At 47.9% G+C, this 21748-nt stretch carries 18 protein-coding genes; 15 read left to right on the forward strand and 3 right to left on the reverse strand.

The annotated features are described in order from the left end of the window. Nucleotides 1-68: 68 nt before the first annotated feature. Together phoR and ACN0TT_RS04680 are read left to right on the forward strand one after the other, a co-directional pair. The gene (gene phoR, locus ACN0TT_RS04675; RefSeq protein WP_417760988.1) at nucleotides 69-1358 is read left to right on the forward strand and encodes a phosphate regulon sensor histidine kinase PhoR; all 1290 of its coding nucleotides are present in this window, start codon (nucleotides 69-71) and stop codon (nucleotides 1356-1358) included. Nucleotides 1359-1464: 106 nt separating this feature from the next. Beyond that, entirely contained in the window at nucleotides 1465-2436 is a 972-nt protein-coding gene (locus ACN0TT_RS04680; RefSeq protein WP_417760989.1) for a PstS family phosphate ABC transporter substrate-binding protein, read from the forward strand. 70 nt (nucleotides 2437-2506) lie between these two features. Here the strand turns inward: ACN0TT_RS04680 and ACN0TT_RS04685 are convergent, their stop codons facing one another. Further along, entirely contained in the window at nucleotides 2507-3397 is an 891-nt protein-coding gene (locus ACN0TT_RS04685; RefSeq protein WP_417760990.1) for a LysR family transcriptional regulator, read from the reverse strand. A gap of 180 nt (nucleotides 3398-3577) precedes the next feature. Between ACN0TT_RS04685 and recN the strand changes: the two genes are divergently transcribed. Then, on the forward strand, nucleotides 3578-5239 hold the full coding sequence (gene recN, locus ACN0TT_RS04690) for a DNA repair protein RecN (protein WP_417760991.1): 1662 nt from the start codon (nucleotides 3578-3580) through the stop codon (nucleotides 5237-5239). A gap of 211 nt (nucleotides 5240-5450) precedes the next feature. Here the strand turns inward: recN and ACN0TT_RS04695 are convergent, their stop codons facing one another. Beyond that, nucleotides 5451-6065 carry a YjaG family protein gene (locus ACN0TT_RS04695; protein ID WP_417760992.1) on the reverse strand — a complete coding sequence of 205 codons (615 nt, stop codon included), beginning with the start codon at nucleotides 6063-6065 and terminating at the stop codon, nucleotides 5451-5453. Nucleotides 6066-6068: 3 nt separating this feature from the next. Further along, on the reverse strand, nucleotides 6069-8840 hold the full coding sequence (gene barA / locus ACN0TT_RS04700) for a two-component sensor histidine kinase BarA (protein ID WP_417760993.1): 2772 nt from the start codon (nucleotides 8838-8840) through the stop codon (nucleotides 6069-6071). A 98-nt stretch (nucleotides 8841-8938) separates the two neighbouring features. On the opposite strand from barA, the gene rlmD reads away from it, so the two are divergent. From rlmD to ACN0TT_RS04760, 12 genes are all read left to right on the forward strand, one after another. Next, a complete protein-coding gene (gene rlmD, locus ACN0TT_RS04705; protein ID WP_417760994.1) occupies nucleotides 8939-10273 on the forward strand; it encodes a 23S rRNA (uracil(1939)-C(5))-methyltransferase RlmD in 1335 nt (444 codons plus the stop codon). Between the two features lie 130 nt (nucleotides 10274-10403). After that, a complete protein-coding gene (gene relA, locus ACN0TT_RS04710; RefSeq protein ID WP_417760995.1) occupies nucleotides 10404-12617 on the forward strand; it encodes a GTP diphosphokinase in 2214 nt (737 codons plus the stop codon). A gap of 15 nt (nucleotides 12618-12632) precedes the next feature. Then, complete coding sequence (mazG, locus tag ACN0TT_RS04715) at nucleotides 12633-13436, forward strand: nucleoside triphosphate pyrophosphohydrolase (protein WP_417760996.1); 804 nt, start codon at nucleotides 12633-12635, stop codon at nucleotides 13434-13436. A 138-nt stretch (nucleotides 13437-13574) separates the two neighbouring features. Next, nucleotides 13575-15212, forward strand: coding sequence for a CTP synthase (locus tag ACN0TT_RS04720; protein ID WP_417760997.1), 1638 nt, complete (start codon nucleotides 13575-13577; stop codon nucleotides 15210-15212). 187 nt (nucleotides 15213-15399) lie between these two features. Beyond that, nucleotides 15400-16695: a phosphopyruvate hydratase gene (gene eno, locus ACN0TT_RS04725; protein WP_417760998.1), complete on the forward strand. Its 1296-nt coding sequence runs from the start codon at nucleotides 15400-15402 to the stop codon at nucleotides 16693-16695. Between the two features lie 93 nt (nucleotides 16696-16788). After that, a complete protein-coding gene (gene ftsB, locus ACN0TT_RS04730; RefSeq protein WP_417760999.1) occupies nucleotides 16789-17085 on the forward strand; it encodes a cell division protein FtsB in 297 nt (98 codons plus the stop codon). A gap of 46 nt (nucleotides 17086-17131) precedes the next feature. Further along, complete coding sequence (gene ispD, locus ACN0TT_RS04735) at nucleotides 17132-17848, forward strand: 2-C-methyl-D-erythritol 4-phosphate cytidylyltransferase (RefSeq protein ID WP_417761000.1); 717 nt, start codon at nucleotides 17132-17134, stop codon at nucleotides 17846-17848. A 3-nt stretch (nucleotides 17849-17851) separates the two neighbouring features. Beyond that, nucleotides 17852-18334, forward strand: coding sequence for a 2-C-methyl-D-erythritol 2,4-cyclodiphosphate synthase (ispF, locus tag ACN0TT_RS04740; RefSeq protein WP_417761001.1), 483 nt, complete (start codon nucleotides 17852-17854; stop codon nucleotides 18332-18334). Next, the gene (gene truD / locus ACN0TT_RS04745) at nucleotides 18335-19408 is read left to right on the forward strand and encodes a tRNA pseudouridine(13) synthase TruD (protein WP_417761002.1); all 1074 of its coding nucleotides are present in this window, start codon (nucleotides 18335-18337) and stop codon (nucleotides 19406-19408) included. Then, a complete protein-coding gene (surE, locus tag ACN0TT_RS04750; RefSeq protein WP_417761003.1) occupies nucleotides 19405-20151 on the forward strand; it encodes a 5'/3'-nucleotidase SurE in 747 nt (248 codons plus the stop codon). The genes truD and surE overlap by 4 nt, the downstream gene beginning before the upstream one ends. Further along, on the forward strand, nucleotides 20148-20786 hold the full coding sequence (locus tag ACN0TT_RS04755; RefSeq protein ID WP_417761004.1) for a protein-L-isoaspartate(D-aspartate) O-methyltransferase: 639 nt from the start codon (nucleotides 20148-20150) through the stop codon (nucleotides 20784-20786). The genes surE and ACN0TT_RS04755 overlap by 4 nt, the downstream gene beginning before the upstream one ends. Before the next feature lie 94 nt (nucleotides 20787-20880). Beyond that, nucleotides 20881-21747, forward strand: coding sequence for a peptidoglycan DD-metalloendopeptidase family protein (locus ACN0TT_RS04760; protein ID WP_417761005.1), 867 nt, complete (start codon nucleotides 20881-20883; stop codon nucleotides 21745-21747). Nucleotide 21748 lies beyond the last annotated feature (1 nt).

The raw sequence follows: 21748 nt of genomic DNA on the forward strand, positions 1-21748 counted from the left end.
TTGCCGCGCATAATGTTCTCTATGGTTATGCGCTGTGCCTGCTGGACGCTAATGGCCTCTTAACACATATGTTTGATTCCTATTCTGGCTACCGCCTGTTTTCTCGCTTAGCATTTTACCTGCTAGGTTGTCTGCTACTGGGGCTGCTCATCGGTCATGTGTGGTTGGTGTTTAGTATCGGCGCTAGCTTATTGCTGCTTTGGCATTATCGACAACTGTTACGCCTTAACCATTGGCTGTGGAAAGATCGCCGCTTAACGCCGCCACAAGGTAGCGGCAGTTGGGAAGGGGTGTTTAACGGTATCTATCGTTTACAGGGCAAGAACCGCAAGCGGGTAAGTCAACTCGCTGGGCTACTTGGACGTTTTCGTCAAGGTGCTGAAGCACTGCCGGATGCCGCAGTGGTATTAGATGCTGCGCTGAATATTGTTTGGTGTAACAAACTGGCGCAGCTGATGTTGGGGCTGGTGTGGCCGCAAGATAATGGCCAGCGTGTCGACAATTTGATTCGCCATCCCGATTTTTCTGCCTATCTTAAAAACGGCCACTTTGAAGATCCATTAGCCTTACCTTCACCCGTTTCTGAAAAGCGCATGCTGGAAATCCGTTTAATTGCCTATGGTGAACAACAGATGTTGTTGATCGCCCGTGATATTACGCGAGTACGCCAACTGGAAGGCATGCGCAAAGACTTTGTCGCCAACGTCTCCCATGAATTGAAAACGCCACTCACTGTGTTGCAAGGTTATCTAGAGGTGATGCAGAGCATGGCAGAGCCAGACGATCCGAATCAACGACCATTAAGCCTGATGCAGCAGCAAGCGAGCCGGATGCAATCCATGGTGGAGCAACTATTGGCTTTGTCGCGCATTGAAGACTCCGCCGAAATCAATCTGGAAAAAGTGGTCGATATGGGCAAGCTGTTGTCCATATTGCGCTCGGAGGCGCAGGCATTGGCACGAGATGAATATCAAGTCGAGTTTGAGCTTGAGTCGCCGTTGAATATTCATGGCGATGAGCTGCAGTTGCGTAGCGCTTGCTCTAATTTGATCTCCAACGCCATCCGTTACACAGAGCCGGGCGGTAAAATTGTGGTGCGGTGGCAGCGGGTAGCTAAAGGGGCGATGTTTAGTGTCACCGACAGCGGCATTGGCATTGCGCCGCAACATATTGCCCGTTTAACCGAGCGTTTCTATCGTGTTGACAACGCCCGTTCACGGCAGACCGGTGGATCTGGGTTAGGGCTTGCCATCGTCAAACACGCAGTAAACCACCATCACAGTGAGTTGGTCATTGTCAGTACGCCAAGCAAAGGCAGCACCTTTAGCTTTGTTATTCCCCAGCATTTGATTGTTTAATCAGTCGCTGTCATTTAGATGTCATTAAACTGAAATATCATCGACATGCTATTTTTACATACTGAACGTCTTTTATGCGGTCATCGAACAGTTCTCGGAGCCTAATATGAAAGTTAACTATTGGTTGGGCGTTATTACCCTCGCTATCGCCGTGTTATTTGCACATAGCGCGCAAGCTAAGGTTGACCCTAACTTAGCGGAATATCAGAAAGCCAGCGGTGTGTCGGGTAATCTCTCATCAGTGGGTTCCGATACGTTGGCTAATATGATGACGCTGTGGGCGGAAGAGTTTAAACGGATCTACCCCAACGTAAATGTGCAGATCCAAGCGGCGGGTTCATCCACTGCACCGCCGGCGTTAACCGAAGGAACCTCTCAGTTCGGTCCAATGAGCCGTGCGATGAAGCCCAATGAAGAGGAAGCTTTTGAAAAGCACTATGGCTACAAGCCGACCCGTATTCGGGTGGCTATTGATGCGCTAGCCCTGTTTGTCCACAAAGATAACCCGATTAAAGGGCTGAATGTGGCGCAGATAGACGGGATTTTTTCCGCTACCCACAAATGTAACTCAACGGAAATGCTGCGTTGGGGCGATGTTGGTCTAACGGGCGATTGGGCGGTTAAAGATATTCAGCTATATGGCCGTAATTCGGTCTCTGGTACCTATGGTTTCTTTAAAGAACATGCGCTGTGTAAAGGTGACTTTAAAGCCAGTGTGAACGAGCAGCCCGGCAGTGCATCCGTGGTACAGTCAGTATCACAATCGCTCAACGCCATTGGTTACTCAGGTATCGGTTATAAAACAGCAGGAGTGAAAGCAGTCGCTATTGCTAAAAACGGTACCGATTACATTGCGGCGACACCGGAAAATGCCGTCAGTGGTAAGTACCCACTAGCGCGTTATCTTTATGTCTACGTGAATAAGCATCCCAACCAACCGCTGACGCCAATGCAGCGTGAGTTCATTAAGTTCATGCTGTCTAAACAAGGGCAAACAGTGGTCGAAAAGGACGGTTACGTCTCGCTGCCAGCAACTATTATTGCCAAAGACTTAGCTAACGCTGGGATCAGTTTGTAAGCTACATCGGTAAGAAGAAACCTCGCCCCGGCGAGGTTTTTTGTGTTGAAACACTAAAGATAAACAACCCCTAGTTAAATAGCCCATCAGCGCGGCTAAGCATAAAATCGATAAACAGTTTCACTTTCAATGGCTGTTGGCTGCGCTGATGATGCAGCAGTGAGATTCGGCGTTTTTCACACTGCCATTCTGGCAACACAATTTGTAGTGTCCCGTTGGCTAATTGCTGGCGTACAAACAGCTCTGGTCCATACAAAATCCCGCCACTGCGTTCTGCCGCGATAATGGCACCATTTAAATCGGTCAGCGTCAGCTTGGCCGGCCCATCGTAGTAGAAGCTATCGCCATTAGGGTGGCGTAGTGAGAAGTTGTACAGGGGCCATGCCTTAATGATTTTATGTTGAGCCAGTTGTTGTGGGTGCTCAATCGGGCATGCATGTTGTAGATAACCTGGAGCCGCCACCAAACGATAATTCAGCACGCCCATTGAGCGCGAAATCCATGAGGAATCTGGCTGGGTGCCACCGACAATTGCCACATCGATCCCTTCCTCAATCAGGTCAAAATCTTCATTGCTTTGCACGATATGTAAGCGGATATCTGGGTAACTGTCGCAAAAGTCATTAATGGTATCGATAAATAGTGCAGTAATGATTGAGATGGGCGCCGACACTCGTAACGTGCCTTCTGGCGTTTCTGGGGCGCCATTTAATGCATCAAATTGAGCGATCAGCGCTTGGTATTTCTGAAATAACGCTAGCCCTTCTTCGGTGAGCCGTAGCTTACGCGTGCTGCGCATCAGCAGTTGTTGGTTCATCAGGGTTTCAAGCTTGGCCAACTTGCGGCTGACGGTCGCTATCGGCATATCAAGCTCTTTGGCTGTGCCGGAAAAACTGCCCACATTAACCAGATGTATAAAAAGATAAATCAATTGAAATTCAGCCGCTTGATGGCTTTGCATAGTTTGGTTCGCTTTTGCAGAAAGATCCGCTCTTATCATAGTATAACTTGGTCACGTTAGGCGATGTTACCGTCGTGCTATCGGCGCTCAACGTTAGCATGACAATTTTTTAAACAGCATATTTACTGTATAAAAAATCAGTATATACTGTTCATCAATACAGTGGTTTTAGGAGTGGTTATGCTTTGCCAACTCAGTGTTACCAATTACGCTATTGTCCGCTTTTTAGAGCTTGAATTTCGAGCGGGTATGACTACCATCACCGGTGAAACGGGGGCGGGTAAATCCATCGCTATTGATGCCTTAGGGTTATGTTTAGGCAATCGTGCAGATGCGGCCTCGGTTCGGCCCGGTGCCGACAAGGCAGAGGTGAGTGCCCGATTTTCTTTAGGCGACGTACCGTTGGCAAAGCGTTGGCTCGAAGACAACGACCTTGAGTTGGAAGACGAGTGTATTCTGCGTCGTACCGTAGCGGCTGATGGCCGCTCTCGGGCATATATCAATGGTAACCCGGTGCCTATTGCCCAACTTAAACTGTTGGGAACATTGTTGATTGGTATTCATGGTCAACATGCACACCATGCATTGTTACGTGCTGATCAACAATTAGTGTTGTTGGATAGCTATGCTGGACACCAGCTGTTGTTGGAAGCTGTGGCGAAAAGCTATCACAACCTACGCCACGCTGAGCAACAGCTACGTGAACTCCAACAAACCGCGCAAGAACGCCAAGCTAGACGGCAGTTGCTCAGCTATCAAGTGGAGGAACTTAACGACTTTAACTTGGGTGAGCAGGAGTTCTCCGAACTGGAAAACGAGCATAAACGCTTAGCGAACAGCACGGCGTTGGCGGAGAGCTTACAAGCCAGCATGCTAATGTTGAGTGAAGATGACGATGCCAATATCGAATCGTTACTCAATCGGGTGATCTCCGTTGCTGAAGAGTTGGTGAGCTATGATGACAAGCTAAGTTCCGTCAACAACATGCTTAACGAGGCATTAATTCAAGTGCAGGAGAGCCGCAGCGAACTGCAACATTACGCCGATAGTTTGGAGATGGACCCTGAGTATTTTGCGCAGTTGGAAGAGCGGTTATCTATGGTAATGCAGCTGAGTCGTAAGCATCATGTTGCTCCGCATGAGCTGTATCAACACCACCAAGGTTTGTTACAGGAACTAAATTCTCTCGATTCTAACGATGAGTTGGTTGAAGCGTTACAAGCGCAAGTGCAGCAATACCAAGACGCTTATCAACAGGCATCGCAGAAACTTAGCAGTAGTCGCCAACGTCACGCCAAAGCGCTTGATAAGCTGGTGACAGAGTCGATTCGTGAACTGAATATGCCGAAGGCCAAGTTTACGATTGAGGTAAGTTTTAACGAGCAAGCGATGTCATTGCACGGCTGTGATAGCATCGATTTCAAAGTGAGTACTAACCCCGGACAGCCACTGGATAGTTTGTCCAAAGTGGCCTCTGGCGGTGAACTGTCTCGTATCGGTTTAGGTATTCAAGTGATTACTTCGCAAAAAGTGGCCACCCCAACGCTGATTTTTGATGAAGTCGACGTGGGTATTTCAGGGCCGACCGCTGCGGTTGTTGGTCGCATGTTGCGTCAGCTTGGCTCAACGACACAGGTGATGTGCGTGACCCACTTACCACAGGTGGCAGGGAATGGGCATCAACAGATGTTTGTTGCTAAGCAGAGTAAAGGCGGAATGACGGAAACCTCGATGATACCGCTTAGCCGAGAGCAACGTATTGAAGAACTCGCTCGCTTGTTGGGAGGTGATACGATCACCAGTAACACGCTGGCGAATGCGCGAGAATTATTAGCTGAATAGCAGCCGGGGAGACGAGATCGCGTTGCATGTGTGCTACGCTGAACCGGCTGCTGATGCACGATACAATTTGGAGAGACAAAGCTTTTAGCTTTGCTAAGACGAAGGGCCACTTGTGTGGCCCTTCGTCTATCTATAATGGTGCGTCATTTACGGCATTGTTAGTGGTACTTCTGGCGCTAAAAATGTTAGTAATAACTGCTGTATCAAAGGCTTATGATTCGGCGTTGTCTGCTAAACTGATGCCAATGTTGGATACACCATCTTGCACAATCTCTTTCCGTAGCGCTTTGATAAACTCGGCGCTTGGCTCTGGATTTTCCTCGATGATCTCTAACAATGATGCTTGTAATTCACGCTCTTGCTGCATCATAGGATGAGCGTATACCGCATCATCTAGTGCGGATTCATTGGTAAAATCATCACCGATTAACGCTTCAACATAGTTGGCTACTGTGGCCGATGAGAGCTTAGAGATGTTAGTAATATCATCTTCAATCTTGCTTTGCAGCGCACCTAAATAGCTCGATAACGCCACTACCGCATCCAGTGCCGGATAGACACCGTATACATCAAAGTCTTCAGGCTCAGGGGTGTTTTCTTCTAGCTTGTTGATCTGCGCTTCTAGATTGAGTTTCAACTTGTTGTCATACAGCGACTGCCACAGCAGTTGCTGTAAGGTTTCAAGCACCGTGGCATTACCAAATTGGCATACCTCAGCAAACAGTTGATAATTGGGTTGCATACGCTGACACAGAGCCACCGCAAATAACTTCTTTTGCTGCAGGCTCAAAGCCTTTAAGCGTTTAAAAAAACCGGGTTTGGTCATGACTTAATCCGTATGGTGAGCGGCAATAATCTCAATGGCCGCGGATTCTACCTTAGTTAGCTCGTCAAGTAACTCTAGTACTTCCGGCTCTAGTTCTTCGAGTGCTTGACCGTGTTTTAATCCTGTTTCGATGGTTTGACACAGTTTCTGCAAATCGGGAACGCCAGAATAGCAACATGCGCCATGTAACTTGTGCACTGTTTTGAGCATGACATCGTGGTCATGCTGTTCCAGCGCTTGTTCAATATGGCTGTGGGTTTCAGGAATTGAGTCATGTAGCATCTGCAACATCTCCAGTGCCAGCGACTCATTATTATTGGCTTGCACTAAGCACATAGCCCAATTAACACTGCTTTGTGGTTGATGCTGAATCGTCTTGCTATCACCCAAATGCCAGCGGTTGAGGATGCTCTTTAAGGCGGCTTCATCAATCGGTTTTGGCAGATAGCCATCCATGCCACTACTGAGAATACGGTCGCGCTCTTCCTGAATGGTGTGCGCAGTCACGGCAATGATCGGTGTATTAATATTAGGGCCGCTGGTACGAATCTGTGCGGTAGCGTTGATGCCATCAATGCCCGGCATTTGAATGTCCATAAAGATCAGATCAAAAGACTGCTGGGCGCATAATTCAATCGCCTGTTCGCCATTTTTAGCCGTGCTGACACTGGTCACTAATTCACGCAGTACGGTATCGATCAACTTTAAGTTGGCAAAGTTATCATCAACGGCCAATACCGACATGTTCATTGGTGCGTTATTGGTGGGAGCCGCTTGTTCTTCAAACGGCACCTCGGTTGGCGTTTCCAACAGGCGTTTGGCCATCTGAACTTCACTGACTGGCGTTTGAATGACGATATCGACAATCGGACGAATAACGCTATTGAGCACTTGCTGATTGGCACAGTCAAATAGGGCGACTAGTGCTTCAGTGTGCTGTTTGCTCTGTTTTAGCACTGCGTCAATGTGCGTCGGTGAATCGAAACCATGGCAACTGATCAGTACGTAGTGATAGTGCTTACCGCTGGTCAGGATCGCCTGCAGTTGATTGATGTCTTCTGCAACATGCAGCAGCATTTCCCAACGGCGCAAGCGTTTAAGTAACACGTTGCGAGATAGCAGGCGTGGCTCATACAGCAATACACTTTTATCTTTGAGACGCGCGACGGGGTGTTTCACATCCAGTTGGAATTGGCTCAGTTTTAAGGTCAATGTAAACCAGAAGGTGGAGCCTTGATTGGTACGCGAGGTAAAACCAATTTGCCCACCAAGTTGATCCACCAAGCGTTTAGTAATGACCAAACCTAACCCGGTACCGCCAAAGCGCCGCGAGATGCTGGAGTCCGCTTGGCCGAATGCTTGGAACAACACATCTTGCTGTGATTCTTCAATACCGACGCCGGTGTCTTCTACCTCGCAATGTAACTCTACTTCATTATCACGTAGCTGATTGACTACCATGCGCAGCATCACGCTACCTTCATCGGTAAATTTGATGGCGTTACCGACAAGGTTTGTCAGAATTTGATTAAGACGCTTACTATCACCGTTGATGTTATCGGGAACATCTGGCGCAACGTCAACCACCAATTCAAGCTGTCTCTCTTGCGCGGCAGGGGAGAGTATTTTCAGGGTTTCATCAATACTCTCGCGCAGTGAAAACGGCATGCTTTCAAAAGTCATACGGCCGGCTTCGAGTTTAGAGAAATCGAGAATGTCATTGATGATAGTCAATAGGTTACTGGCACTTTTCTCAATGGTCTCGATGTAGTCGCGTTGACTGTCTTGCAAAGAGGTTTTCATCAACTGCCGCGCAAAACCAATTACTCCATTAAGTGGTGTACGCAGTTCATGAGACATATTGGCCAAAAACTCTGATTTGATGCGGCTAGCTTCCAATGCGCGTTTCTTCGCGAGGTCGAGTTCGACGTTCTGGATTTCAATCTGTTCTAACGTCTCGCGTAAATCGGAAGTGGCTTGGTCGATATTCTGCTGCATTTCGTCATGGTATTCCGACAACGACCCTGCCATGGCGTTGATACCACGTTTGAGCAAATCAAGTTCACCAATGAGATTTTCTTGCAGCCGCGTATCCAATTTACCTTCACGAATTTTGGCAACCGCCCGCACCATGTCGGTAATGGGCTGAGTGACGTTTTTAACCAAACGGAAGGTAAACAATAGGTTGAGTTGCACGCCTATCAGCACAATAATCACCGCCGCCATTGCCGCTCGGTGTTGCTCTAACAAAGCCTTTTCTTTATTGAGCAGCAGCGCGGCGTAGCCAATGGGCTTGCCGGCATGGGGTTCGCCCACCACATCGTCGAGCGCTAATAAACTGGTCACCGCGTAAATGGGGGTGCGTACCACCAAGCTATCACCAACCGGTTCATATTGCGTTTGATGGAGCGAGGCAATTTCGCCAGCTAAGCGCATCAACTCAAAATCTTTATGGTAATGCGAGGTTACAAACAGCTGATTATCGGCGTCAAAAATAGCGATAGATTTGACTAAGGTGGATTTATTGAGCTGCGCGGCGGCGAGTAAACGCTTAGCCGCTTCACGATTGTTGTTGGCAAGATCGGTGGCGCTGGCAATTGCCAGTGGCTCAAGAATATTGCTGCCTTGATCTTTGAGGGTATCTTCCAGTTCATAAAAGCGATTTATGGTAAAATAGCTGCCAAGTAACACCCCAACGAGAATCGTCGGCGCCAAAGCCAGCATCAACACCCAAGATCGCAGGCTGTACTTGGTCAAATTGCCGGTGCTTGTCATGAAATTATTCGGGTCCGGGACTGAAAGATAAAATCTGCCGTATAGACTGCCAGATTAAACAGGGCGATTGCCAGTAAATTATAGAGAATGAGAGCTGAATGGCGCAATTTTTTAGAGAGAAACCAAATAGATCCTCGAGTAAACCGCAGAATGTGAGTTTGACCATTCAGTCACTCGATCACTTAGCGCAGGGGATTGGTCAGTTACAAGGTAAAGTGGTGTTTGTGCCCGGCGCTTTACCGACGGAGCGCGTAAAAGTTACGCTTACAGAGAACAAAAAGCAGTACGCCAAGGCAAAATTACTCCAACTAGAAAGCCGTAGTGACCTGCGAATCGAACCGGAATGTCCCCATTATCAGCGTTGTGGTGGCTGTAATTTTCAGCACTTGTCACATGCCGAGCAAACTGACCACAAACGGGCAACATTAGCCAATTTATTTCACAAGTTGGCGCCAGAGATCGCCTTGCCTGCAATTGATGATGTATTGTCCAGCCCGTGGCAGTATCGTCGCAAAGCGCGCTTGAGCAGCTGGTATGATAAAGCCAGTAAAGGCTTCACTTTAGGTTTTCGCGGACGTGAGAGCCATAAAGTGGTTGCGATAGAGCAATGTCAGGTGCTGGATGCCAGTTTAAGTGAACTGATTAAGCCCGTTGCCGCCACGCTAGCAAAACTACAAGGGGTTGCTGCACTTGGGCATGTCGAGTTGATTGCGACTGAGCCGCAGCCTATGGTGGTGATTCGTGTCGTTCAATCCTTGTCCGATAAAGATAAAACTAAGCTGGTGGAATTGGCACAACGCCTTAACTGCGCCATGGTGTTAGAGCATGCAGATGAGCAGTGGGAATATCTGCAGGGTAAACAACCTTACTATGCGCTGCCGCTAGCATATGGCTCATTAGATCTGCACTTTAATCCGGGGAACTTTATTCAAGTTAACGGCGGGGTGAATAATGCGATGGTCAACCGTGCCGTTGAGTGGTTATCGCCGACGGCTGATGACACCGTATTGGATCTTTTCTGTGGCATGGGCAATTTCAGCCTTGCTGTTGCTGCGAGCGGTGCGAAAGTTATTGGTGTGGAAGGCGTCCCCAACCTTGTTGCGCTCGCGAAAGCAAATGCGCAAGCGGCTCAGTTAGCCAATGCGGCATTTTATTGCAGCGATTTAAACGAACCGTTGGACAAAGCGAGTTGGTTTGGCAAAGTAGATAAACTGTTGTTGGACCCGTCGCGTGCTGGCGCGTTTGAAGCGTTGGCATATTTATCGAAACTATCACCAAAGTGTGTAGTCTACGTATCTTGTAACCCGCTAAGTTTAGCGCGAGATAGCCAGCAGTTATTAAAACAAGGCTATCAGTTAGAGAAATTGTCAGTGCTCGATATGTTCCCGCAAACGCATCATATTGAAGCAATGGCCTTATTTGTGCGTAAATAAGTTTACGTGTAAATAACCAGCAGATGCGATTGATACGTTTAGCAAACCGCATTGTAAATTTGACATCTTCTGCCCAATACCGAAGATAGATAGCACTGTGCCACGATTGGCTCATTTAAGGGAAGAAACCATGGTATCTGTTCGAGAAGCACACTTTCAGGACGCAGATTTTAATCTGGATGAGTGGGTTTGCCGTCACATCACTCAAAAAGATGAGGCGCAACAACTGAAGGCGTTGTTCCAGCGAATGGATACCTTACCCCTTGGCGATTGCGAATTAACCCAACATGATCTGCAAGCCAAAGCGCGTGAGATGATAGAGATTTTATCACCGCTGAATATGGACATTGATACCATGTTGGCGGCGTTGCTGTTTGTTTATCTTGATGCTGGCGTGATTGATGAAGAGTCCATCGAAGAAAACTATGGCAAGTCGTTGGGGACCTTGGTCCACAGCGCTAAGACCATGGAAGCCATTGGCTCGTTGAAGGTCAATTACGAAAGTCGCGACGAAGCTGAACCGCAGATCGATAAAATCCGCAAAATGTTGTTGGCGATGGTTGAAGACGTGCGCGCGGTAGTGATTAAACTGGCTGAGCGAGTGTTTTTGCTACGTGCCGTAAAAAATGCCGATGAAGAAACCCGTGTATTGCTGGCGCGTGAAATCTCCGATGTTTACGCCCCATTAGCAAACCGTCTGGGGATTGGGCAACTGAAGTGGGAATTAGAAGATATCGCTTTCCGTTATCTGCATCCTGCTACCTACAAAGATATTGCCCACCAATTGGACGGCAAGCGTCTAGACCGCGAAACCTTTATTGATAACTTTGTTAAGCAACTGCAACAGCGTTTAGACGAAGAGCAGATCAAAGCCAAAGTCTATGGTCGGCCGAAACATATCTATTCTATTTGGCGCAAAATGCGCGGCAAGCAACTGAAGTTTGATGAGTTGTTCGATGTGCGCGCTGTACGCGTAGTCACTGAGCGCCTGCAAGATTGCTACGGCGCATTAGGTGTGGTGCACACCATGTGGCACCACATTCCGCGTGAGTTTGATGATTACATCGCCAACCCTAAACCCAATGGTTACCAATCGATCCACACGGTAGTGGTGGGGCCAGAAGGTAAGACAGTCGAAATTCAAATCCGTACCCAGCAGATGCATGAAGACGCTGAGCTTGGCGTTGCTGCTCACTGGAAATATAAAGAAGGTAATGTCAGCGGCAAACAGTCTGGCTACGAAGAAAAGATCAACTGGCTGCGTAAAATTCTGCAGTGGCAGGAAGATGTGGCAGAAAGCGGTAACTTGGTGGAAGAGATCCGCAGCCAAGTGTTTGAAGACCGAGTTTATGTGTTTACCCCAAGTGGTGAAGTCGTCGACTTACCTATGGGCTCCACTGTGCTTGATTTCGCCTACTATATTCACTCCCAAGTGGGGCACCGCTGTATTGGTGCCAAAGTGGATGGCCGCATTGTGCCGTTTACCTATCAGGTACAAACGGGCGAGCGGATTGAAATCATCACCTCCAAAACGCCCAACCCTAAACGCGACTGGCTTAACCCTAATATGGGTTACATCAAAACATCGCGCGCTCGCAGCAAGATTCAGCATTGGCTGAAACAGCAAGACCGCGATAAGAATTTGGTGGCCGGACGCGAAATGTTGGACGCTGAATTAGCGCGCATTGGCTTGAACCTCAAAGACGCCTCGGTGGCGGCTGATAAGTTCAACATGGGCTCGATGGACGATCTGCTAGCGGCGATTGGTGGCGGCGATGTACGTTTGAACCAAGTGGTCAACTACGTCCAAAGTAAGCTGCGTCACGATGAACCGGATGACGCTGATGCCATCGATGAACTAGTGAAAAAGAGCAGTCAAAAACCATCGCCTAACAATAAAGACCGTATTGAAGTTAACGGCGTCGGTAACTTGATGAGCCATCTAGCACGTTGTTGCCAGCCTGTACCAGGTGATGAAATCTTTGGTTTTATCACTAAAGGCCGCGGTATTTCGGTACATCGTGCCGACTGCGAACAAGTGAAAGAGTTGATGCGTGCTCACCCTGAGCGTGTCGTTGATGTGGTTTGGGGGGAAAATTACTCGGGCGGTTACAAAGTACGTTTACGCGTGCTGGCCAATGACCGTACCGGATTGTTGCGTGATTTGACCTCAGTGTTGGCAGCAGAGAAATCTAACGTACTGGCGATGAACACCTCCTCGGATGTTAAAAATCAAACCGCCACAATTGAGCTGGAAATGGAGATGTATAACGTCGAAGGCTTGTCACGAGTGATCTCTAAACTGACGCAAGTTGACGGTGTGGTTGAGGCCCGCCGGCTGTAATTTAAGATGGATTCAATGACTCACAAATACCAACTGGATGACCTGCTGCGCATTATGACGCAGTTGCGTCATCCTGAGCACGGCTGTCCGTGGGATAAACAGCAAACCTTCGCCTCTATCGTGCCATTTACCCTTGAAGAAGCCTATGAAGTGGCAGAAGCCATCGCGAATGAAGATTGGCAGGAGCTGCCATCAGAACTGGGCGATTTGCTGTTTCAAGTGGTGTTTTATGCCGAGCTAGGCCGCGAGCAGCAACAATTTGATTTTGCTGAAGTGGTCAACCGTATCTGCCACAAATTAGTGAGTCGACATCCGCATGTGTTTGGTGAATTGGTTGATAGCTCGTTATCAGAGCAGCAGCTTAAAGATAATTGGGAACAACAAAAAGCGTTAGAACGTGAAGCCCGCGAGCAAACCTCGATTCTCGCAGATATTCCCAAAGCGCTACCTGCTTTAGCGCGCGCGGTAAAAATTCAAAAACGGGTGGCTCGTGTCGGCTTTGATTGGGATGAGTTGGCTCCTGTGCTTGATAAAGTCCATGAAGAGCTCGAAGAGGTGTTAGCTGAAGTGGAGCCGGAGCAGTCGCCATCAGCGGCACTGACAGAAGAAGTCGGGGATTTACTGTTTGCCGTGGCTAATTTAGCAAGACACCTTGGCGTTAACCCTGAAGATGCATTGCAGCAGGCAAATCGCAAATTTGAGCGGCGGTTTCGTGGTGTGGAGCAGCGAGTCGCCGATTCTGGCAAAGCCTTTAGCGAACACACTTTGGTGAGCCTTGACCAATTTTGGGATGATGTAAAACGTTCAGAAATTAAATAGTTAACTAAAACGCATCAGTTCTGTCCCATTTTATGCAGTTTGCCGTTTGGTAAATTGCATTGGCTTTGTTATACTGTCGCCCCGTCCTGGCGCTCTTTTCTAGCGCTGAATTCTCACTCGTTTTTTCTCAGGCTCAGCATGACAACTAGGTATATTTTCGTAACAGGTGGTGTTGTTTCATCACTTGGTAAAGGTATTGCAGCAGCGTCTTTGGCTGCCATTCTCGAAGCTCGTGGTCTTAACGTGACCATCATGAAGCTGGATCCGTATATCAACGTTGATCCAGGTACCATGAGCCCAATTCAACATGGTGAAGTGTTTGTCACTGAGGACGGCGCAGAGACAGATCTTGACCTCGGCCACTACGAACGTTTCATCCGTAACAAGATGGGCCGTCGTAACAACTTCACTACTGGTCGTATCTACGAAGAAGTGCTGCGTAAAGAACGTCGTGGTGACTATCTGGGCGCGACCATTCAGGTGATCCCGCACATCACCAACGCCATCAAAGAGAAAGTCCTTGAAGGTGGTGAAGGTCGTGATGTGGCGATTGTTGAAATCGGCGGTACTGTGGGTGACATCGAATCACTGCCATTCCTTGAGTCAATCCGTCAATTGGCGGTAGAACTGGGTCGTGACCGTAGCTTGTTTATGCATTTGACTCTAGTGCCATTTATTGGTCCAGCACAAGAAGTGAAAACTAAGCCGACCCAACACTCAGTGAAAGAGCTGCGTTCTATTGGTATTGCGCCAGACGTATTGATCTGCCGAGGTGACCGTGCAATTCCTGCCACTGAACGTGCTAAGATTTCGCTGTTCTGTAACGTAGAAGAAAAAGCGGTTATTTCACTGCGTGACGTAGACTCTATCTACAAGATCCCTGCACTGTTGCGTTCACAAGGTTTGGACGAGCTGGTCGTGAAACGTTTCGGCATTGAATGCGAAGAAGCTGATCTCTCTGAGTGGGAAAACGTGATTTACCAAGAAGCCAATCCAAATGGTGAAGTGACCATTGGTATGGTGGGTAAATACACTGAATTGCCAGATGCCTATAAGTCAGTGAACGAAGCGTTAAAACATGCAGGCATCAAAACTCGCACATCAGTACATATTAAATATATCGACTCTCAAACCGTTGAAGCTAAAGGTGTGGAAGTACTAGAAGGCTTGGATGGCATTTTGGTGCCAGGCGGCTTTGGTGAGCGCGGTGTTGAAGGCAAGATCATGGCGGCACAGTATGCCCGTGAAAACAATCTGCCTTATTTCGGTATCTGTTTAGGTATGCAAGTGGCATTGATTGAATTTGCCCGTCACGTTGCCGGCCTTGAAGGTGCCCACTCAACAGAGTTCAATAAAGAAACGCCACACCCAGTGGTAGGTTTGATCACTGAGTGGATCGACGAAGACGGCCAAGTGGAACACCGTACTGAGAAATCAGACTTGGGCGGCACTATGCGTCTAGGTGCACAGCTGTGTCACTTGAAAGCGGGCACCAAAGCGGCCACCGCATATGGCAGCGAAAGCTGCATCGAACGTCACCGTCACCGCTACGAAGTGAACAACACCTATGTTGAGCGTCTCGAGAAAGCCGGCTTAGTGTTCAGCGGCCTGTCATCTGACCGTAAATTGGTTGAGATGATCGAGTTGCCAAACCATCCTTGGTTTGTGGCGGGTCAGTTCCATCCGGAGTTCACCTCCACCCCACGTGATGGACACCCACTGTTTGAAGGTTTTGTAAGCGCGGCTAACAGTTTCCAAAAACAGAAATTAGGTTAAGATAGAAAAAGCCGGACTGCGAAGCAGCTCCGGCTTTTTTATCAAAAGGACTGTCATTATTAGCAGGAAAGATATTATCATATTATAAGACTTGTAGATTGAGGCGACGAAAAGCCGATACCCATATAAAAGCGGTATATGGGTATGGCTTTTTTCTTTCAAACTTAAATCTCATATCGAGGATATTATGGCTAAGATTATCAACATTATTGGTCGCGAAATCATGGATTCGCGCGGTAACCCAACTGTAGAAGCCGAAGTTCATCTGGAAGGTGGTATCGTTGGTATGGCTGCTGCACCGTCTGGGGCATCTACTGGTAGCCGTGAAGCGCTGGAATTGCGTGATGGCGATAAATCTCGTTACATGGGCAAAGGCGTATTGACCGCGGTTGCTAATGTAAACGGTCCTATCCGTGATGCGTTGTTAGGTAAAGATGCGACCGCACAAGCCGACATCGACGCAGTGATGATTGACCTTGATGGTACTGAAAACAAAGACAAGCTGGGTGCTAACGCGATTCTGGCGGTATCTTTGGCAGCAGCTAAAGCCGCTGCAACCTCTAAAGGTATTCCTTTGTATCAACACATTGCTGAGTTGAACGGTACACCAGGTCAATACAGCATGCCTGTACCTATGATGAACATCCTCAACGGTGGTGAACATGCTGACAACAACGTTGATATCCAAGAGTTCATGGTACAACCTGTTGGCGCTAAAAATTTCCGCGAAGCACTGCGCATGGGGTCTGAAATTTTCCACACCCTGAAAAAAGTGCTCAAAGGCAAAGGTCTGAACACTGCAGTAGGTGATGAAGGTGGTTTTGCACCTAACTTGTCATCCAACGCTGAAGCGCTGGCAGTGATTAAAGAAGCCGTTGAAGCCGCAGGTTACAAACTGGGTACCGACGTAACTTTGGCGCTGGATTGTGCTGCATCTGAATTTTATAAAGACGGTCAATATGATCTGTCTAGTGAAGGCAAGAAGTTCGATTCAAACGGTTTCTCTGATTTCTTGGCGTCACTGACAGAACAATATCCAATCGTTTCTATCGAAGATGGTTTGGACGAATCTGATTGGGAAGGTTGGGCATATCAAACTAAGATTTTGGGTAACAAAATCCAATTGGTGGGTGATGACCTGTTTGTGACCAACACTAAGATTTTAGCGCGTGGTATCGAGCAAGGTATTGCTAACTCAATCCTGATCAAATTTAACCAAATCGGTTCGCTGACTGAAACGCTGGCGGCTATCCGCATGGCAAAAGAAGCTGGTTACACCGCGGTGATTTCACACCGCAGTGGTGAAACTGAAGATGCTACCATCGCTGATTTGGCGGTTGGTACTGCTGCTGGTCAGATCAAAACCGGTTCTCTGTGCCGCTCTGATCGTGTAGCAAAATACAACCAACTGCTGCGTATTGAAGAAGCATTGGGCGAAAAAGCACCATTTGGCGGTCTGTCTGCCATTAAGGGCCAAGCTTAATTTTTGCTGATTTAGTAAAAGGCCGCCAACAGGCGGCCTTTTTTGTTGTAATATTCGCAGGTTGCTAACACTCTGACGGTGGAATTTATCATCATGAAACGTTTGCTACTGCTGGGTATTGTCTTATTAGCTGTGCTACAACACCGACTCTGGATGGGTGATAACAGCCTAACGGAGTACTTCCAATTACAGCACCAAATCGCCGAGCAGACTGCTAGTAATAGCCAATTACAACAACGCAATAATGCGTTGAAAGCAGAGATTACTGATCTGCGTAGTGGGACTGAAGCCATTGAAGAGCGGGCTCGCAACGAGCTGGGACTCATCAAAAAAGGCGAAACCTTTTATCGAGTCGTGGGCGGAGAACAACGCTCCATGACCGCGAATTAAGCTGGCTTAAGCCAGCGTTTTTTAGCGCGTGAGTTAACCATTCAATATGAATCACTTCTCCCAAGAGATTATTGCCGTTGTGCCGGCAGCAGGTATTGGTAGCCGTATGCAGGCAAAGTGTCCAAAACAGTATTTGCCATTGGCTGGTAGCTGCATTCTATCGGTCACATTAAACGTATTATTGAGCCATCCTGCCATTAGCCGTGTGGTCGTGGCGTTGCATCCGCAAGATGAATACTTTGCCAAGTTGCCCGAGGCCAACCATCCTAAATTGACCCAAGTTATTGGCGGCGGCGAACGAGTAGATTCGGTGATTGCCGCTTTAGCCCAGTTGCATGAAGCTGAGGCTTGGGCATTAGTGCACGATGCCGCTAGACCCTGTCTTACCCATCAAGACATTGATAAATTGATTGCCAGCCAGCAGCAATTCCCTCAGGGGGCGATTTTAGCTGTCCCAGTGCGTGATACTATGAAGCGCGCCAATGCTGATGGTTGTATCGACACCACCGTTCCGCGGGAAGCGTTATGGCATGCACTAACGCCGCAATTTTTCCCCGCCTACCAACTTAAAACTACGCTTGAGCAAGCGGTTGCTGCTGGGGTTAACGTGACTGACGAAGCCTCTGCGATGGAATGGGCAGGGATTACCCCAGGATTAGTCTGCGGCCGCGCCGATAACATTAAAGTGACGCATCCCGATGATTTGCCACTGGCGCAGCTTTATCTTTTGCACCACCAACACATGAATCAAGGATTGGAGTAACGCATGAAATTACGTATTGGCCATGGTTTTGATGTCCATAAATTTGGTGGCGATAAGCCACTCATACTGGGTGGTGTTGAAGTGCCTTATGAATGCGGTTTAATCGCTCATTCAGATGGTGACGTTGTGCTACATGCTATCTCTGACGCTATTTTGGGAGCGGTAGCACTGGGAGATATTGGTAAGCATTTCCCCGATACTGATGCTGAATTTGCGGGCGCCGATAGCCGCATCTTGTTGCGTCACTGCCTATCTCTGGCGCAAGCGAAAGGCTACAGTGTTGGCAACTTAGACGTCACCGTGATTGCCCAAGCCCCTAAGATGCTACCGCATATTCAAGCGATTCGAGCGGTGCTCGCACAAGACTTACAGGTGGATATTGATGATATTAATGTCAAAGCCACTACCACAGAAAAACTCGGCTTTACTGGTCGTAAAGAAGGTATCGCAGTTGAAGCTGTGGTACTGATGCAAGGAAACATTTAAGTGAACACGCTGACCTATTTACATGGTGCCCCGACCACCACTGCGGATATCCGCTCTGAAAATGCTGATTTTGTTGTGCAGGAAATTCTGCCATTTACGATGATGGGCGAAGGTGAGCACCATCTACTCTATATTCAGAAAGATGGCTTGAACACAGTAGAAGTGGCTGAGCGCTTGTCAAAGTTTGCCAAAGTGCATCCACGTGATGTGAGTTACGCTGGTCAAAAAGATAAAAATGCCGTAACCGAACAGTGGTTCTGTGTTCGTATTCCCGGAAAAGAAACGCCAGATTGGCAGAGCCTTAATGGTGAGCGTTTAACGGTATTGCAGGTCACTCGCCATAATAAGAAGTTACGAATCGGCGCGTTATCCGGTAACCGATTTAAGCTAACCTTGCGTAATGTCGTCGGTATGGATGCGTTGCTTGAACGGTTAGATCAAGTTAAACAGCTAGGTGTGCCTAACTATTTCGGTGAGCAGCGTTTTGGTAATGATGGCGCCAACATCCAAAAAGCGCGCGACATGTTCGCGGGTAAGAAAGTAAAAAGCGGTAATCAAAAGGCGATGTTTCTGTCGGCCATGCGTTCTTTGGTGTTCAACCAAGTAGTGACTTACCGCCTCGCACAACATCAATTACAGCCTTTGACAGGTGATTGCGTCATGCTGGCCGGTTCGCGCAGCTTTTTCACTGTCGAGCAGTGGGATGACGAGTTGCTAGGGCGTTTAGCGAGTCGTGATATTCAGATATCAGCGCCACTTTGGGGCGAGGGTGAACTGCCTGCGCTTGCCGATGCCGCTGTCGTTGAGCTCGCCGCTTTGGCTGGATACGAAAGTGATTTGGCTGGCCTAGCAAAATTTGATTTAAAACAAGAGCGTCGTCCGTTGTTGCTATTGGCAGATAATTTTAGTTGGCAGCAGTTGAGTGATAACGCCATCACCTTAGATTTTATATTGCCAGCTGGCGCTTTTGCGACGTCCGTACTTCGGGAATTAGCGCAATACCAAGATATGGCTGATGTGCGTCGTCAGCAATGGTTAGCTGAGCGCGAGCAGCAGGAAGGTGACAACGCATGAACATTCTGATCAGTAACGATGACGGAGTGAATGCAGTCGGTATTAAAGTGTTAACGGAAGCGCTAAGTCGCTTAGGTAATACGCTGACGGTTGCACCAGATCGTAACTGTTCTGGTGCAAGTAACTCTTTAACCTTGACTAATCCTTTACGAATTAATAAGTTAGATAGCGACTATATTGCGGTAAATGGTACGCCTACCGATTGTGTGCATTTAGCGATTCGCCAACTGTGTGAGCAAGAGCCTGATATCGTAGTTTCAGGTATTAACGCCGGTGCTAACCTCGGTGATGATACCTTATATTCCGGCACGGTGGCTGCCGCAATGGAGGGGCGTTTTCTTGGGTTACCCGCCATAGCGGTTTCCTTGGCTGGGCGCCAATTAGTGCATTACGGCACGGCGGCGGCTTACACCGTGAAAATTATTGAGGGATTGATACGCCATCCGCTAGATGCTGATCAGATCCTCAATATCAATGTGCCTGATTTGCCGCTAGATCAGATTAAAGGTGTGCGTGTGACACGCTTGGGCACACGTCACAAAGCAGAAGATATGATAAAAACGCAGGACCCACATGGTCGTGATATCTTTTGGCTTGGGCCTGTCGGCGCTGAACTGGATAGTGCCGAAGACACCGACTTTTATGCGGTAGCTGAAGGTTATGTGTCAATAACCCCGTTAACCGTTGATTTAACTGCTTATCGGCAGTTAGCTAAATTGAAGGAATGGATTGATACACTATGAGTCGTATGGCTTCTGCTTCTGCTGCGGTGCAGCTGTCGCAACGTTTAGCCCAATCGGGCATTCGTAACCCAGAGGTGTTGCAAGTGATTGCCCAAACACCGAGGGAGCTATTTATTGATGGCGCACTGACTCATAAAGCTTATGAGAATACCGCCTTGCCCATCGGCTCGGGGCAAACGATTTCCCAGCCTTATATTGTGGCGCGAATGACCGAGTTATTGCTGGAGCATCAACCAAAACAAGTGCTAGAGATCGGTACGGGGTCCGGTTACCAAGCCGCTATTTTAGCGCAGTTGGTGCCACAATTGTGTACTGTGGAACGCATTAAAAGCTTGCAGATCCAAGCCCGTCAGCGCTTAAAGCGGCTTGATTTACACAATATCGCTTTTAAATATGGTGATGGTTGGCAAGGGTGGGCTAACCGCGCACCATTTGACGCTATCATTGTGACAGCTGCGGCAACAGAGGTGCCTGTCGCGTTGTTGCAGCAACTGGCGGAGCAAGGTGTATTAATCATTCCGGTCGGCGACGACAATCAGCAACTGCTAAAAATCCAGCGTCACGGCGGACAGTATGTTTCCACTGTGATTGAAGCGGTAAAGTTTGTGCCGTTAATTAATGGGGATTTAGCCTAGCCATGGAATGGGGAGCTCGGTGCGCGAGTATTTAGCTAAGCACAACATCAATCTCACTAATAAGCGGCTTTGTCGCTTATTGTGGTGCTCACTTGTGTTATTTTTTCTCACTGGCTGTAGTTTTCAATCTTCCCGTCCCGCTCCCGTCTATACGCTGCAGCAAGCACAATGGCCGCGATTTGAAAAAGGCTCGCTTAATTCGAGTACTTATAAGGTAAAAACAGGCGATACCTTATATTCGATTGCTTGGGGAGCCGATAAAGATTTTCGTTATTTGGCGCAATTAAATAAGCTCGATAGTGGCTATACCATCTATCCTGGGCAGGTGTTGCGATTGGCACCAATTAGCCCCAAAAAGCAAACAGTATCACGCTCAACTAGCGTAAATCACCCACATAAAACTAAAGTAGTAGGTGATAAACCTGTTTCAAAACAACAGATTGCAAAAAATACTCCGGTTCATAAAAAATCAACACAAAATACACAAAAAAAGCTTGCTTCGGCAGATAATAGTACGTACGCTGTCACAACTGGTAAACAAAATGTTAACAGTATCGTGCATAAAGAAGTATCGGTACTGCCTGAAAAAGTCGGGCGTTGGCTATGGCCAGCGAATGGCAAATTAATAGGACGGTTTTCCAGTGGAGAGCAAGGAGATAAAGGGATTAAAATCTCGGGAAATCGAGGCGATATAATCAAAGCCGCTGCTGATGGTCGCGTGGTATATGCTGGTAATGCTTTACGGGGATACGGGAACCTCGTCATTATCAAACATAGCGATGATTACTTAAGTGCTTACGCCCATACGGATAAGATTTTAGTTAAGGAAAAACAGCAGGTTTCAGCTGGTCAAACGGTTGCCTTAATGGGCAGCTCCGGTACCAACCAAGTGATGTTGCATTTTGAGATCAGATATCTTGGAAAATCGGTAAACCCGCTTACTTATTTACCTAGACGTTGAT

It is taken from the genome of Shewanella sp., assembly GCF_048265805.1.
Taxonomy (GTDB): Bacteria; Pseudomonadota; Gammaproteobacteria; order Enterobacterales; family Shewanellaceae; genus Shewanella.

Bases quoted from the DNA above. Each gene is read 5' to 3' on its own strand.
- phoR (WP_417760988.1), top strand. From the start codon at position 69: ATGTTTGATTCCTATTCTGGCTACCGCCTGTTTTCTCGCTTAGCATTT.
- ACN0TT_RS04680 (WP_417760989.1), top strand. From the start codon at position 1,465: ATGAAAGTTAACTATTGGTTGGGCGTTATTACCCTCGCTATCGCCGTG.
- ACN0TT_RS04685 (WP_417760990.1), bottom strand. From the start codon at position 3,397: ATGCAAAGCCATCAAGCGGCTGAATTTCAATTGATTTATCTTTTTATA.
- recN (WP_417760991.1), top strand. From the start codon at position 3,578: ATGCTTTGCCAACTCAGTGTTACCAATTACGCTATTGTCCGCTTTTTA.
- ACN0TT_RS04695 (WP_417760992.1), bottom strand. From the start codon at position 6,065: ATGACCAAACCCGGTTTTTTTAAACGCTTAAAGGCTTTGAGCCTGCAG.
- barA (WP_417760993.1), bottom strand. From the start codon at position 8,840: ATGACAAGCACCGGCAATTTGACCAAGTACAGCCTGCGATCTTGGGTG.
- rlmD (WP_417760994.1), top strand. From the start codon at position 8,939: ATGGCGCAATTTTTTAGAGAGAAACCAAATAGATCCTCGAGTAAACCG.
- relA (WP_417760995.1), top strand. From the start codon at position 10,404: ATGGTATCTGTTCGAGAAGCACACTTTCAGGACGCAGATTTTAATCTG.
- mazG (WP_417760996.1), top strand. From the start codon at position 12,633: ATGACTCACAAATACCAACTGGATGACCTGCTGCGCATTATGACGCAG.
- ACN0TT_RS04720 (WP_417760997.1), top strand. From the start codon at position 13,575: ATGACAACTAGGTATATTTTCGTAACAGGTGGTGTTGTTTCATCACTT.
- eno (WP_417760998.1), top strand. From the start codon at position 15,400: ATGGCTAAGATTATCAACATTATTGGTCGCGAAATCATGGATTCGCGC.
- ftsB (WP_417760999.1), top strand. From the start codon at position 16,789: ATGAAACGTTTGCTACTGCTGGGTATTGTCTTATTAGCTGTGCTACAA.
- ispD (WP_417761000.1), top strand. From the start codon at position 17,132: ATGAATCACTTCTCCCAAGAGATTATTGCCGTTGTGCCGGCAGCAGGT.
- ispF (WP_417761001.1), top strand. From the start codon at position 17,852: ATGAAATTACGTATTGGCCATGGTTTTGATGTCCATAAATTTGGTGGC.
- surE (WP_417761003.1), top strand. From the start codon at position 19,405: ATGAACATTCTGATCAGTAACGATGACGGAGTGAATGCAGTCGGTATT.
- ACN0TT_RS04755 (WP_417761004.1), top strand. From the start codon at position 20,148: ATGAGTCGTATGGCTTCTGCTTCTGCTGCGGTGCAGCTGTCGCAACGT.